The 13388-nt window shown below is 67.8% G+C and carries 18 protein-coding genes and 1 tRNA gene; 10 read left to right on the top strand and 9 right to left on the bottom strand.

Annotated elements, in window-relative coordinates; translation table 11 throughout:
* Positions 1-219 (bottom strand): hypothetical protein (locus tag LPA44_RS12015; RefSeq protein WP_230889823.1); only part of this gene is annotated, 219 nt, incomplete at its 3' end.
* 78 nt (positions 220-297) lie between these two features.
* Here LPA44_RS12015 and LPA44_RS12010 point away from each other — a divergent pair.
* From LPA44_RS12010 to LPA44_RS12000, 3 genes are read left to right on the top strand one after another with little or no spacing between them, the layout of a single operon-like run.
* On the top strand, positions 298-876 hold the full coding sequence (locus LPA44_RS12010; RefSeq protein ID WP_230889822.1) for a magnesium transporter: 579 nt from the start codon (positions 298-300) through the stop codon (positions 874-876).
* Positions 877-1434 carry a magnesium transporter gene (locus LPA44_RS12005; RefSeq protein WP_230889821.1) on the top strand — a complete coding sequence of 186 codons (558 nt, stop codon included), beginning with the start codon at positions 877-879 and terminating at the stop codon, positions 1432-1434.
* Positions 1435-1479: 45 nt separating this feature from the next.
* Entirely contained in the window at positions 1480-2433 is a 954-nt protein-coding gene (locus tag LPA44_RS12000; protein ID WP_230889820.1) for a hypothetical protein, read from the top strand.
* A 1-nt stretch (position 2434) separates the two neighbouring features.
* Here LPA44_RS12000 and LPA44_RS11995 read toward each other — a convergent pair whose 3' ends face one another.
* Both LPA44_RS11995 and LPA44_RS11990 read right to left on the bottom strand, forming a co-directional pair.
* Positions 2435-2866 (bottom strand): RNA-binding domain-containing protein, encoded by a 432-nt coding sequence (locus tag LPA44_RS11995; protein WP_230889819.1) that lies wholly within the window; start codon positions 2864-2866, stop codon positions 2435-2437.
* Positions 2863-3438, bottom strand: coding sequence for an AAA family ATPase (locus tag LPA44_RS11990; protein ID WP_230889818.1), 576 nt, complete (start codon positions 3436-3438; stop codon positions 2863-2865). The genes LPA44_RS11995 and LPA44_RS11990 overlap by 4 nt, the downstream gene beginning before the upstream one ends.
* 102 nt (positions 3439-3540) lie before the next feature.
* Between LPA44_RS11990 and LPA44_RS11985 the strand changes: the two genes are divergently transcribed.
* Together LPA44_RS11985 and LPA44_RS11980 are read left to right on the top strand one after the other, a co-directional pair.
* Positions 3541-3615: transfer RNA gene (locus LPA44_RS11985), tRNA-Arg, on the top strand.
* Positions 3616-3855: 240 nt separating this feature from the next.
* Positions 3856-4350 carry a hypothetical protein gene (locus tag LPA44_RS11980; protein ID WP_230889817.1) on the top strand — a complete coding sequence of 165 codons (495 nt, stop codon included), beginning with the start codon at positions 3856-3858 and terminating at the stop codon, positions 4348-4350.
* A gap of 125 nt (positions 4351-4475) precedes the next feature.
* On the opposite strand, the gene LPA44_RS11975 is transcribed toward LPA44_RS11980, so the two are convergent.
* The gene (locus LPA44_RS11975; RefSeq protein WP_230889816.1) at positions 4476-4625 is read right to left on the bottom strand and encodes a hypothetical protein; all 150 of its coding nucleotides are present in this window, start codon (positions 4623-4625) and stop codon (positions 4476-4478) included.
* A gap of 309 nt (positions 4626-4934) precedes the next feature.
* A complete protein-coding gene (locus LPA44_RS11970; RefSeq protein ID WP_230889815.1) occupies positions 4935-6044 on the bottom strand; it encodes an aminopeptidase in 1110 nt (369 codons plus the stop codon).
* A 105-nt stretch (positions 6045-6149) separates the two neighbouring features.
* Here LPA44_RS11970 and LPA44_RS11965 point away from each other — a divergent pair, with 105 nt between their 5' ends.
* Positions 6150-7166, top strand: coding sequence for a threonine aldolase family protein (locus LPA44_RS11965; RefSeq protein ID WP_230889814.1), 1017 nt, complete (start codon positions 6150-6152; stop codon positions 7164-7166).
* Here LPA44_RS11965 and LPA44_RS11960 read toward each other — a convergent pair.
* A complete protein-coding gene (locus LPA44_RS11960; RefSeq protein WP_230889813.1) occupies positions 7163-7300 on the bottom strand; it encodes a DUF7859 family protein in 138 nt (45 codons plus the stop codon). The two genes, LPA44_RS11965 and LPA44_RS11960, sit on opposite strands and share 4 nt — an antisense overlap.
* A gap of 103 nt (positions 7301-7403) precedes the next feature.
* Between LPA44_RS11960 and LPA44_RS11955 the strand changes: the two genes are divergently transcribed.
* Positions 7404-8033, top strand: coding sequence for an ArsR/SmtB family transcription factor (locus LPA44_RS11955; RefSeq protein WP_230889812.1), 630 nt, complete (start codon positions 7404-7406; stop codon positions 8031-8033).
* A 95-nt stretch (positions 8034-8128) separates the two neighbouring features.
* On the opposite strand, the gene LPA44_RS11950 is transcribed toward LPA44_RS11955, so the two are convergent.
* Complete coding sequence (locus tag LPA44_RS11950; protein WP_230889811.1) at positions 8129-8641, bottom strand: metallophosphoesterase; 513 nt, start codon at positions 8639-8641, stop codon at positions 8129-8131.
* A 37-nt stretch (positions 8642-8678) separates the two neighbouring features.
* Positions 8679-9065, bottom strand: a complete 387-nt coding sequence (locus tag LPA44_RS11945; protein WP_230889810.1) for a hypothetical protein — start codon at positions 9063-9065, stop codon at positions 8679-8681.
* 57 nt (positions 9066-9122) lie between these two features.
* Here LPA44_RS11945 and LPA44_RS11940 point away from each other — a divergent pair, with 57 nt between their 5' ends.
* Both LPA44_RS11940 and dpsA read left to right on the top strand, forming a co-directional pair.
* Complete coding sequence (locus tag LPA44_RS11940) at positions 9123-10070, top strand: cation diffusion facilitator family transporter (RefSeq protein ID WP_230889809.1); 948 nt, start codon at positions 9123-9125, stop codon at positions 10068-10070.
* Between the two features lie 96 nt (positions 10071-10166).
* Complete coding sequence (dpsA, locus tag LPA44_RS11935) at positions 10167-10706, top strand: DNA starvation/stationary phase protection protein DpsA (protein WP_230889808.1); 540 nt, start codon at positions 10167-10169, stop codon at positions 10704-10706.
* A gap of 88 nt (positions 10707-10794) precedes the next feature.
* On the opposite strand, the gene LPA44_RS11930 is transcribed toward dpsA, so the two are convergent.
* Positions 10795-10947, bottom strand: a complete 153-nt coding sequence (locus tag LPA44_RS11930; protein ID WP_230889807.1) for a hypothetical protein — start codon at positions 10945-10947, stop codon at positions 10795-10797.
* 173 nt (positions 10948-11120) lie between these two features.
* On the opposite strand from LPA44_RS11930, the gene LPA44_RS11925 reads away from it, so the two are divergent.
* On the top strand, positions 11121-13304 hold the full coding sequence (locus LPA44_RS11925; protein WP_230889826.1) for an ATP-dependent DNA helicase: 2184 nt from the start codon (positions 11121-11123) through the stop codon (positions 13302-13304).
* The last annotated feature ends 84 nt before the right edge of the window (positions 13305-13388 follow it).

Raw genomic sequence — 13388 nt, 5'->3', positions numbered from 1 at the left:
CCCCTCGTCGACGACGACGAGGCCGCCGACGCCCGGCAGCCGGTCGAGCTGTTCCTCGACGGACTCGGGAAACGCGTCCTCGGTGGCGTGCGGCGGCGGGTCGATTGGCTGGGGGTCCAGCATCAGGGGGTCGTCGGCGTATTCGGCGACTGCCTGCTCGCGGAGGCGGCGGGCACGCTCGCGGAGCCGCGCGGCGACCGTCTCGGGGTCCTCGCTCACAGTAGTATTTCGTGCGCGTCCCGCAAAAAGCCACGCCCGCCGGCGGGTTTTTTCCCGGGCGGACGCGTGCACTCGGCCATGACCATTCGCGCGGTCGCCGAGGACGCCTACCGCGAGGCGTTCGGCATCCTCGTGCTGTCCGCCGTCGCGAGCGTCTTCTCCGGGGTCGTGCTCGGCGGGATGGAACGCGAACTTACCGTCGTCCCCGGTCTGCTCACCATCGTTCCCGCACTCTTGGCGACCCGCGGGAGCGTCTACGGGTCGCTGGGCGCGCGACTCGCGACCGGGCTCCACCAGGGGCTCGTCGAACCCGACCTCGGCGTGCCGGGCGAGCGCGTGCGCTCGGCAGTCGCTGCCGCGATGCTCAACGGCGTCGTCATCTCCGCGGTCGCCGCCGCCGCCGGCTACGGTATCCGGGTCGCGCTCGACCTCCCCGTCGCGCCGCTGTCCGCGCTGCTCGTCGTCGCGCTCGTCGCCGGCGTGCTTTCGGGCGCGGGGCTCACGCTCGTCGTCATCGTCACGGTGTTCGTCGGCTTCCGCCGCGGCCTCAACCCGGACGCGCTCGCCGGCCCCGTCGTCACCACAACCGGCGACGTCATCGGCATCGCGACGATGCTCGCGGGTGCACGGCTCGCTATCGCCGCCGGGGTGGTCTGAGTGACCGAGGAGTGGAGCGTCCGTGGCATCGTCGCGGCGACGTTCCCGCTCCTGGCCGTGCTCACCGTCGTCGAACTCTGGGGCGGGCTCGTGCTGGACGGCAGCCGCGCCGTCCTCACGCAGTACCCGTCGCTGCTGACGCTCGTCCCCGGCATCATCGCGGTCGCGGGCAACCTCGGGAGCGTGCTCGCCAGCCGGCTGTCGACGGCGTTCCACCTCGGCACCCTCGCGTTCGACCCGACTGACGACGCGCTCGCGGGGAACGCCGCCGCGACGTTCGCGCTCGCCGTCACGCTGTTTCCCGCGGTCGGCGCGGGCGCGTGGCTCGCCCGGTACGCGCTCGGCGACGTCTCGCTCGCACTCGGGACGGTCGTCTTCATCGCGGCCGCGTCCGGCCTCCTGCTCGCCGTCGTCGCCGTCGCCATCGCGACCACCGCGACCTACGCCGCCTTCCAACTCCAACTCGACCCCGACGACGTCGTCGTCCCGGTCGTCACCACGACCTGCGACGTGCTCGGCGTCGTCGTCTTCCTGCTGGTCGTCGGCGCCGTCGTGTAGTGGGAGACCGACACCGGTAATTCGCCCGCGTGCGAATCCTCGGACGTGCAACTCGTGGCGCTCCTCGCGGACGTCCTCCCCCGCGTAGCGGCGGTCTCGGTCGCCATCGCGGTGGGCCTCACGCTCGCCAACCTCGCGGTCGCGTTCGGCGCGGTGCAGTACGTCGCCCGGTTCGCGAAGCCGCTTACCGGCCCCGCGAACCTCCCGGACGAGGTCGGGACGGCCATCCTCGCGACCACCGCGTCGCCGACCGCCGGCTACGGCATGCTCAAGGAGTACCGGGACGCCGGCGTGCTCGACGACCGCGCCACCCTGATTGCGGTGACGATAAACACATTCTTCGGATTCGTCCAGCACATCTTCACGTTCTACGCGCCCGTCCTGATTCCGATTCTCGGGCTAGAGGTCGGGCTCACGTACGTCGGCGCGCGTGCGGGCGTCAGCCTCGCCATCACGCTCGTCGGCGTGCTCGCGGGCGCGCTCTTCCTCACGGAGCGCAACGTCGCGCCCGCCACCGACGCGGACGTCGACCTCCCCGGCGACGACGACCAGACCCGCGGCGAGGCCGTCCGGGGCGCGCTCGCGAAGACCAGAGCGAAGCTGTTCAGCATCGTGCCACGGCTCGCAATCGTCTACACGGCCGTCGTCTACCTCACGATGGCCTACGACGTCACGGAGTACACAGCCGCCGCTGCGCCGCTGACCGACCTTATCGGACTGCCCTCCGCGAGCGTGCCCGCTATCGCTACGTTCGCCGTGGATACGACGACTGGCGCCATCTTCATCGCGCCACAAGTCCCCGGGACGTTCACCGCCCGGGAGGCCGTCGCGACGATGCTCGTCGGCGGCGTCGTCTCGTTCGCTGTCTCGACGTTCAAGCGCTCGATTCCGTTCCAGTACGGCATCTGGGGGGCGCGCTTCGGGTCGAAAGTCATCGCCGTCAACGTCGCCACAAAAGTCGTCTTCATCGCGGTCGCAATCGCCGTCCTGCTCGCGTAGGCTACTCGTCGGCTTCGACGGGTTTGCCGTCCTCGGTCCGCGGCGCGAGGTACGCGATGAACGATTCCACGTCGGGCTCGTTCACCGTGACCTCGACGTGGAGGTCGCCGAGTTCGTCCGGGCTGCCCACCGAGAAGTTCACCTTCCCGACGTACGCCGCCTGCTTCTTCAGGTCGAAACTGAAGCCGCTGTCCGTCTGATTTCGCAGAAACTCCTTGCGTGCGGTGTCGAGGATGCGCTGCTCGAACAACTGCTCGCGGAACGTCTCGACGTCGTGGCACTCCGCCGTGACGCGGTCGCCGTGCGTTTCGACGTCCGCCGTCGGAAACAGTCCGGTAATCGTCTCGACGACGCGGTCCGTGACCTCCGTCGGCTTGACCGGCGCGGACAGTTCCACGTCCACGCTGTAGAGGACGCCCTGGTCGTCGCTCACGACTCCTCCACCTCCGCTGCCGGCGGGTCGTCGACCTCCTCCGTGAGGAGTTCGGTGACGCGCTCGTGGAACTCCTCGAGGCTCCCCGTGTTCTCCACACGAACGTCGGCGGCTTCGATGGCTTCGTCCATCCCGAACCCGCGCTCGCGCTCCTCGCGCTCCGCGAGCGTCTCGCCCTCGACGTCACCGGGGCGGCCGCGCCCCTCGATGCGCTCGCGGCGCAGGTCGTAGGGCGCGTACACTTCCACGAGCGTGAACGCGCCGTCGAACGCCTCGCGGAACTGCTCGACCTCCACGCCCGACCGGATGCCGTCCACGAGCACCACGTCGTTGTCCTCGAGGTGGTCGCGGATGATGGGCAGCGAGCGCTCGGCGATAGCGCCCGGACCGCCCTCCTCACGGAGTTTCTGTGCGATGCGTCCGTGGTGTTCCGCCGGGTCGAGGCCGCGGTCCCGGCACTCCTGCCGGATGACGTCGCCCATGATGACGACGGGCACGCCGAGCTCCTCGGCGACGGCAGCGGCCTCGCTCTTGCCGCTGCCCGGCATCCCCACGGTACCGATAACTCTCATTACACCGACGTAGCAGCCGACCGTACCTGTGTGCTTCGACTCGGTACCCGCCGTCGACGCCAACCCGTCGGTTTTTACTCGCGTCGCCTGTACCTCCCGGCAGGGCACGTAGCTCAGTTCGGACAGAGCATTCGGCTTCTAACCGAAATGCCGGGGGTTCGAATCCCTCCGTGCCCGTGTAGTGACCGTCGAGAGCGAACCGGCTTGACGAAATTCGTAACCCTGCGAGACGAACGAAGTGAGTCTCGCATCGGTTCGAATCCCTCCGTGCTCGTCTACCGTTTTCCACTTCGGATGCGCTCTCACGGCTCCCGCTCACCCCGTTCGAGCAGTTCGAGGTTCCCGTCGGCCAGCCTCGTGCTTGCCAGGGCGCTACCGACGACAAGTGTTATTCGCTGCGTACACCTTCGAACGATTATGTATCAGACGTTTCTGAAGCGTGTCCGTCGGCATCCGGTGCTGACGTTCGGAGCTGCGGGTGGCGGATTCGCGCTGCTGTTCGTTCTACTCGAGCCGATTCGGAGCGTGCTTTCCGGACAGGGGCTCCCCTTGCCCTCCGGTTCCTTGTGGCTGCTCGTCGTCGGCGGGTTCCTCGGTGGGTCACTGCTCGCGTGGCTTCTCTGGGAGCGTCTCGGCGGGGAATGGTCGCCGATTCGTGGAACGGCAGTCGGAGCGCTCGTCGGGTTACTCGCGCTTCCAGTCCCGTTCTACGTCCTCGAGATTGCCCTCGTCGTGCTCGGCGAGAACGTGTTCGAACCACTACCGGGGGCATCGCCGGTCGTGCAACTACTGTCTGATTCCCTATTGTTTCTCCTGACGCCACTACTGCTCGGCGCGCTGGGACTAATTCCGACGTACGGCGGAACGGTCGTCGTCGGTGCGCTCGTCGGCTACCTCCTCGCCCACGATTGAGTGACGAGACGGATAGTTGGCGGTCGCTAGCGCGAGAATCGGAGTGGTCGTGCCCGTGGCTCGGCAGCGGCACGCGCGGCAGCCCACCAGCCGGCCACGCGGCTCGCCGAACGCACCGTCGAGGGTTACATCAGCTGCTTGACTTCCTCGAAGTCGGCGCGGCAGAACGGGCAGCGGTAGCTCGTCTCGAATCCCGTGGTCTGGGCGACGGTTCGCGTCTCGAGTTCGTGCATCGCGATGCCGCGACCACAGTCAGGGCAGTCGAGCTTTGGCACGTGACACGCATACACACGCCACTGTCTTAAAACGAGGGTTGATAGATGATAACATACCAGCGCTGGAGACGGCTCCTTCGCGCCGGTAGCGGGCGTTCCGTCGAGCGAGCGGCAACACGAACGTGGCATACGTCTTGTGGCGTACCTTTTGCGCGGTCGCCTCGCGACCGCGCAAAAACCTACACCGGGAGAGCACGCTCTCCCGAGCCCTGCCTCACTGCGTTCGGCAGGACGCTAGAAAGACCGCACCGCTCTGAGGAATTACCAGCTCACTGTTCGTACTGGCCGAAATACGAGGTCGCGCTCTCGCTACCCTTCGAATCCGTCTTCGAATTTGAACGTCCCGTTCCGCTGGACGACTTCGCCGTCGACCTCGATGTACGAGTCCTCGCTCATGTCCACAATCATGTCGACGTGCTTCGCGGAGTCGTTCTGCTCGACGCCCTCGCCGACCGTCGCGGGGTACGCGCGGCCGAGTGCCATGTGGACGGTGTCGCCCATTTTCTCGTCGAAGAGCATGTTGTAGGTGAACCGGTCGATGTCCCGGTTCATCCCGATGCCCAATTCCCCGAGGCGGCGCGCGCCCTCGTCCGTTTCGAGGATGGCCTCCAGGACCTCCTCGTTCTGGGCGGCGCTGTAGTCCACGACCTCGCCGTCCTCGAATTTCAGCCACGCGCCCTGAATTTCGCGGGCCTGGTGGTAGACTGGCTTGTCGAAGAGGACTTCGCCCTCCACGGAGTCGGGGACGGGCGCGGTGAACACCTCGCCCGCCGGAAGGTTGTTCGTCCCGCAGTCGTTGAGCGTCGTCATGTTCGCCACGCTCATCGTGACGTCGGTCGTGTCGCCAGAGACGATGTGGACCTCCTCGGCGGGGTCGAGAATCTCGACCATCTGCTCCTGGTGGGCTTCGACCTCGTCCCAGTCTTTGAGCATCGCGTCGTAGACGAAGTCCTCGTAGGCCTCCGTGGACATCTCCGCGAGCTGGGCGTCCGCGGACGCGGGGTAGTGCGTGAGACACCACTTCGTGTCGAGGCGGGCGTTCAGCACGTCGCGGTAGGCGGCGGCGAACGCGGAGCCGACCTTCGTGCTGACGTCGCTCTGTTCGCTGACGTTCTCGTGGGGGCGGCCGACGACGGCAGCGTCGGCGTGCTCGAACAACTGCAGGAGGTGTTCGGGCTGGGTGAGGTCGTCGGGGTCGACTTCGCGGAGGTACGCGCGGGCGGCGCGGTCCGTGCCGATGCCGCGGTCGCCGCGCGCGAGCATCACGGGATTGGCGCCGACCTTCCCGATTTCCTCGTAGAGGGCGACGGCGAGGTCCTCGGCGACCGGCGGCAGGCTTACCACGACGTTCTCGTCGGGCTGGAGGTCGATGGCGCGGTCGACGATGATTTCGGCGTGCCGGTGGATGCGGTCGTCCATACGGCACGTGTACGCGCGAACGCGCGGAAGGACTTTTCGAATCGAAGCGCACGCCAACGACCCTGGGACGCCTCATTTTTGCCGCTGCGACTCGAATCACCGGGCGTGATAGACCTCCGCAGCGACACCGTCACGACACCGAGCGAGGAGATGCGGGCGGCCGCGGCCGACGCCGAGGTCGGCGACGACGTCTACGGCGAGGACCCGACGGTCAACGAATTGGAGCGCCGCGCGGCCGACGCGGTCGGCAAGGACGCCGCGATGTACGTGCCGACGGGGACGATGGGCAACCAGATTGCCGCGCGCGTCCACACCGACCGCGGGCAGGAGGCCCTCGTCGAGCGCGAGAGTCACGTCTACAAGTACGAACTCGGTGGGTTCGCCCAGCACTCCCAGCTCCAGGTGCGGACGTACGACGGCGGCGCGAACGGCGCGCCGAACCCCGAGCAGGTCCGCGCGGGCTTCGTCGAAGAAGACCTCCACCGCGCGGGCACGGGGCTACTCTGCTTGGAGAACACGCACAACGTGAAGGGCGGCGTCCCGGTGCCCGCCGACGACGTCGCGGCGGCGGCGCGAGCGGCCCACGACCTCGGCGTCCCGGTCCACGTCGACGGCGCGCGCCTGTTCAACGCCGCGACCGCGCTCGACACCGACGCCGCGGACCTGCTAGCGCCCGTGGACTCCGTGATGTTCTGTCTCTCGAAGGGGCTCGGCGCGCCCGTCGGGTCGATGCTCGCGGGGAGCGAAGCATTCGTCGCGGAAGCGCGCCGCGTCCGCAAACTCATGGGCGGCGGGATGCGGCAAGCCGGCATCATCGCCGCGCCCGGGCTGCAAGCGCTGGAGAACCGCGACCGCCTCCACCGCGACCACGAGCGCGCGAAGGAACTCGCCGCCGGCCTCGACGCCCTCGACGGGCTCTCGGTCGCGGAACCCGCGACGAACATCGTGCTCGTGGACACGACAGAATCGGGCCTCATCGCGGCGACGCTGCTGGAGCGCTGCGAGCAGGAGGGCGTGCGCGGGTCCGAATTCGGCGAGTACACGATTCGATTCTGCACGCACCTCGACGTGGACGACGAGGACGTCGAGGCCGCTATCGCTGCGGTCGAACGCGCGCTCTAGCCGTCGCCGCGCTTCCCGCTCTGGAAGCCCTCCTTGAAGCCCGCGAGGGTCCGCCGGAGGAACATGAACAGGAAGAACACGAACAACAGAAACGCGGCAGCGAGGACGTAGAACGCGGTTCCGAGCTCCACCATACCCGGGGCTTCGAGCCGCGGGCATTAGTCGTTTCCCCCGCGTCGACGGGTCGCGGCGGTCGTGTCAGGAAAAACTGATTGCGTTCCAACTCGAAGCGGGGGTATGTCCGGCCTGCTGCCCTCCCGCTCGGAGGCCGACGACCCCGAGGGCGAGCCCCGCGTGGTCGGCGTCGACTCCGACGACGCAGACCGCTTCCTGTCCGCGCTCTCCTCGGGGACCGCCCGGGACCTGTATGGTGCCCTCCACGACACACCGGCGACCCCCTCCGAACTCGCCGAGGAGTGCGAGACGTCCCTCCAGAACGCCCAGTACCACCTCGAGAAGCTTGAGGACGCCGACCTCGTCGAGGAGTGCGACACGCGCTACTCCGCGAAGGGCCGCGAGATGAGCGTCTACGCGCCCGCCGACGCCCCCGTAGTGTTGTTCGCGGGCGACGAGGAGGAGAGCAAGTCCGTGCGCTCGGCGCTCACGAACCTGCTTGGCGCGGTCGGGCTGCTGGGCGTCACAAGCCTGCTCGTCCAGCGGTTCGTCGGCTCGGGGCTGCAGGCCCCGAGAACAGGCGCTGGGAGTGGTGCCGTGGAGACGACCAGCGAGTTCTCGGGGCTCGTCGTGGAGAGCGACCAGCCCGCAGCGGCCGCCGACGCCGCCGCGTCGCTGCCGGCTGGCGCGTTGTTCTTCCTCGGCGGCCTGCTCGTGCTGGCGCTCGTCGGCGTCGCGTGGTACGCGCGATAGCCGGAGGGTAAAATCGCGTTTTGAGTCTGCGTCGGCTATTTGCTACTTCCGGGTGTACGACGTGGTACAGGCTCCCCGGCCTGCCCCCGTTGACGCTACCGGCCCTCCACATGGAACTCCCGGAGGACGTTCCCGCTGCGGTCCCGAATCTCGCCGCGCACGCCCCCGTTCTCGGGGTACAACTCGGCGTGCGCCGCGGGGTTGCCACGCGGGTCGGCGTGACTCCCGGGATTCAACAACGTCACGTCTTCTGTCTCGGTCACCGTCGGCTGGTGGGTGTGTCCCGACACCACGAGGTCCGCGCCGCGCTCGCGCCCGAAGAACGCCAAGCCAGTGGTTCCGCCGCGTTGGCGGTGCGTGACCGCGATGCGGATGCCGCCCGCTTCGAGCGTCCGCGCTCCGGGCAGGCGGTCGCGGACCGCAGGTTCGTCGGCGTTCCCGTGGACTGCGAGCAGCTCGTCGCTGACGTCGTAGAAGGCGTCAAGGGCGGCTTCGGTGGTGAAGTCGCCGGCGTGCACCACGAGGTCCGCCTCTCGAACCGCGTCCAGCGCGCGGTCCTGTAAGTCGTGCCCGTCCGTGCTGTGTGTGTCGGACAGAACAGCTATCATGTCCGGGCGTAGCGGCTGCGCTGCCGTGACTGTTGGGTTACGAGAGGAGGCCGGCGCCGACGTAGAGCGCGAGCGCGCCGACGGTTGCCGCGACGAGCGCCTTCACCGAGAGGACGATAGCGCGCTTGCGGTCGGCGCGCTGGCCGGCCTCCGGCGCCGGCTGGCGGCGCTCGCCAGAGACCGTGACGTCGTAGACGCCCGCCATCGCGTAGCCGACACAAAAATTCGCCCGCGCCTGGAGGACGCCGAGGAAGCCGATGAACAGCGGTGCGACGGCGGCGAGCAGCCACGCGGGGTCGGCGTGGAGCGCCGCGACGGCGACGATGAGCAGCGCCGCGACGGCGAACCCGGCGACGCCGGTGAGGTAGCGTTTGCGTCGCTCCGCGTGGCCGATGTTGCACGCGCCCGGTTGGTACGATGGCACATCCGCGTCTTGGGTCCGGGCCAATACCTATGTGTCGGCGGGCTAAATCACGACGAAATGGCCGGAAGCAAGTCCGTCGTGCTCGCGGCGCTGTTCGCGAACGGCGCGATTGCGGTGCTGAAGTTCCTCGCCTTTCTCGTGACGCAGAGCCCGGCGATGCTCTCGGAGGTGTACCACTCCGTCTCCGACACCGGCAACCAGGTGTTCCTGCTCATCGGGCTACGGTACGGGGAGCGCGAACGCACGCGCTCGCACCCGTTCGGCTACGGGAAGGCGCAGTTCTTCTACTCGTTTCTCGTCAGCGTGATGCTGTTCGGCATCGCGGGCTGGGAGTCCGCGACCCACGGCTACGAAGCGCTGACCGGGCACGGCCGCGTACTCGGCCGGCAGGCGGACCTGTTCGGCTACGAGTTCCCGGGTGTGTGGGCGAGCTACGCGGTGTTGCTCGGCGCTATCGGCTTCGAGACGTACGCGTTCGTGAAGGCCTACCGGGAGATGCAGCGCCAAATCGAGCGCCACGGCTGGAGCGGGTTCCGGGAGGCGTTCCGCCGCACCAGCGACACGACGACGCTGACCGCGCTGACGGAGGACACGGTGGCGCTGCTCGGCCTGGGCCTGGCGCTGGTGGGCATCTTTCTCACCGAGCAGACCGGCAACCACGTCTACGACGCGGCGGCGGCGCTGCTCATCGGGCTGCTGTTGATGGGGTTCGCGGCGGCGCTGGCGTGGGAGAACAAGCGCCTGCTGCTCGGGGAGAGCCTCCCGGCGGCCGACGAGAACGACCTCCGGCGCATCGTCGAGGAGCGCCCCGAGGTCGAGTCCATCGTGGGCTTCCGGACGGTGTACTTCGGCCCGAACGAGGTGCTCGTGACGGCGGACGTGGCGTTCGACCCTGTACTGGACACCGAGGGGATGGATGACGCGATAACGAGCCTCGAAGACGCGCTCCGGGAGGCGAACCCGGCGGTGTCGAAGGTGTACATCGAGCCCGAGACTGAAAGATAGTCGCACGGGATTCGGGAAGTCTGTTTTCGCGTCTGCAAAATATATTTCTCCAGTTGGTAAACCTTTAAGTGAGATGCGGACGAACGTCGGAGTGTAATGAGCACCCAGAAGCACGTGCTGAAGCACGCTGGCGACGTCGAAGGCTCGGAAGGCCTCCGCATCGACGAGGAGAAAGCCGAACAGATAATCGACGCGCTCAACGCCGACCTCGCGGCGACGTACGTCCTCTACCACCAGCTCCGGAAGCACCACTGGAACGTCGAGGGCGCGGAGTTCCGCGATCTCCACCTCTTCCTCGGCGACGCCGCCGCGAACGCCGAAGCGTTCGCGGACGAACTCGCCGAGCGCGTGCAGGCGCTGGGCGGCGTCCCGCACGCCAGCCCCGCGACGCTCCAGGAAGAGTCGCCGGTCGAACCCGAGGACGAGGACGTCTACGACATCCGGACGTCCCTCCAGAACGACCTCGAGATGTACGGCGACATCATCGAGACGCTGCGCGAGCACGTCGACCTCGCGCAGAACCTCGGCGACCACACGAGCGCGGAGATCGTCCGCGAGAACCTCGTGCAGGTCGAAGAGGACGCTCACCACGTCGAGCACTACCTCGAAGGCGACACGCTCGTCGTCAACGAGTAACCTCGCGCGGCCCGAACTCCAGTTTTCTGCGCGCTACCGGTGAATAGTGACGCGTAGGCATCAGTAGGCGGAACGCGGAGGAGAGCGACTACCGTTCGACGGGGATGGTTTCGTCGGTGGAGATCCAGCCGTCGGGGTTGTCCGACTCGGTGAACACCGTCCGGGTGGGCGAGGACTGGAACGCCGCGACGCCCTCGCCGGCGGCCGGCGCGTCGTCCTCGCGGTCCTGCGTGACTGCCATCACTATCCCGTACGGACCCACCCACGAATATACGTTTTGGTGTGCCTAAACCTGTCCGGGGTGGCCGCCACACCGCCGCTACCTCCGCGACCACTTCCGCTGGGAGCCGGACGTTTATACGGCATCGAGCCGAATCAGCCCGTAACGTGGCCGCGAGCAACTCCCCGGACTACATGGAGTTCTTCCCGAAGGCGTCGCCGTACGACAACCAGCGGGAGGCGATGGACGGCATCCGCGACGCCCTCGATAGCGGCCGTGACGTGCTGTTCGAGGGGGCCTGTGGGACTGGGAAGACCCTCGCGGCGCTCGCGCCGGCGCTCTCGCACGCCCGCGAGACGAACAAGACGGTCGTCATCACGACGAACGTCCACCAGCAGATGCGCCAGTTCGTGCGCGAAGCCCGCGAGATTCACGACGCCGCACCGCTGCGCGCGGTCGTGTTCAAGGGGAAGGGGTCGATGTGCCACATCGACGTCGACTACGAGGAGTGCCAGGTGCTCCGCGACAACACCCACGAAGTCGTGGACGCCGAACGCGACAAACAGCAGTTAGAGGAACGCCAACAGGCCCTCCTCGAAGAGAGTCAGGACGGCGACAGCGAGGCCGCGGAGGCCCGCGAAGCGGTGCTGGACGAACTGGAGTCCGTCGAGGACGACCTCGAGGACCTCCGGGGGGGCAACGTCTGCGAGCGCTACTACGACAACCTCGTTGGGGACAACGACGAGTTCTACGACTGGCTCTACGACGGCGTCCGCACCCCGGAGGACATCTACGACTACGCCGACGAACGGGGGCTCTGCGGGTACGAGCTCCTCAAGGACGGCATCGAGGGCGTGGACCTCGCGGTCTGCAACTACCACCACCTGCTGGACCCGGGGATTCGCGCGCAGTTCTTCCGCTGGCTTGGCCGCGACCCCGAAGACGTGGTGGTGGTGTTCGACGAGGCGCACAACGTCGAGGACGCCGCCCGCGACCACGCCACGCGGACGCTCACGGAGAACAGCCTCGACAGCGCGCTCTCCGAGTTGGAGGAGGTAACCAACGACCGAGGGGAAGCCGCGGAGCGAGTTCTGTCGGCGTTCCGCGACGCGCTCGTGGCGACCTACGAGGGCGCGTTCGGTCCCGGCGGCGACGGCCCCGCGCTCGCGCGCTCGGAGGTCGACGGTAACTGGACGGACGTCCCCGTGGCGAACGAGGACAAGCGCGACGACCTCACACTGGAATTCCTCCAGCAGTACACCGGCCCCGGTATCCGAGAAGACGTCGACGACGCGCTCGCGCTCGGCGAGTACCTCGACGAGGAGTACGACGAGGCCTACCGGAACGGCGAGACGACCACGCGCCGGGAGTGTTTCGTGCTCGAGGCCGCGGAGTTCGTGGAGACGTACGTCGAGGACAGCGGCGAACTCGGCCAGTACCCGACCGCGGCGGTGCGCCGCGACGAAGGAACGAACGACGTCTACGGCCGTGCGGAACTGTACACATGCATCCCGCGAGACGTGACGACGGACCTCTTCGACGCCGTCCACGCCAGCGTCCTGATGAGCGCGACGCTGCGCCCGTTCGACGTCACCGCAGACGTGCTCGGGCTCGACGACCCGGAGACGATGGCGTTCGGCCTCCAGTTCCCCGAGGAGCGCCGCCGCACGTTCGCGGTGGACACGGAGCCGCTGTTCTCCTCGAACCGCGACGACCCCGACACCCAAGAGGAAGTTGCGGGCGCGCTCCGGGACGCCGTGAATTTCACGCCGGGGAACTGCCTGTTCTTCTTCCCGAGCTACAGCGAAGCCGAACGCTACCACGACTTACTCGGGGACGTGGACGCCGCGCGCTACCTCGACGAACCCGGCACCAGCGCCGAAGACCTCCGGCAGACGTTCACCGACGACCGCAACGGCGTCCTGTTCACGTCGCTGTGGGGGACGCTCGCGGAGGGCGTGAGTTTCGACGGCGACGACTCCCGCACGGTCGCGGTCGTCGGTGTCCCCTACCCCCACCTCGACGCGCGCGCCGAAGCCGTCCAGGAGGCCTACGGCCGCGTGTTCGGCGACCGCGACGACCGCCATAACGAGGACGCTGGCTGGCGCTACGCCGTTGAGATTCCCACCGTCCGCAAGACGCGGCAGGCGATGGGGCGGGTGATTCGCTCCCCGGACGACTTCGGCGTGCGCATGCTCGTCGACCGCCGCTACACCAAGGAGAGCCGCACCGCGATGCGAAAGTACAGCGTCAACCCGACGTTCCCCGCCGAAGAACGCCGCGAATTGGTCGACATCGACCCCGAGAAGCTCCGCGTGTCCATGCTGAACTTCTACACGGACCTCGACGCCTACGACGGTCAGCCGCCTCACCCCTGAATCGGCAGTGGAGTTCGGAGGCAGAGTAGGCCATCAAAGAGGACATCTCGAAACTGACCCCACGAACGCGAAACCCACAGACAC

The sequence above is a fragment of the Halobacterium sp. KA-4 genome (genome assembly GCF_021028995.1).
Classification (GTDB): domain Archaea; phylum Halobacteriota; class Halobacteria; order Halobacteriales; family Halobacteriaceae; genus Halobacterium.
The sequence above is the reverse complement of the archived record's forward strand: the minus strand, read 5'-3'. Positions and strand labels throughout refer to the sequence as shown.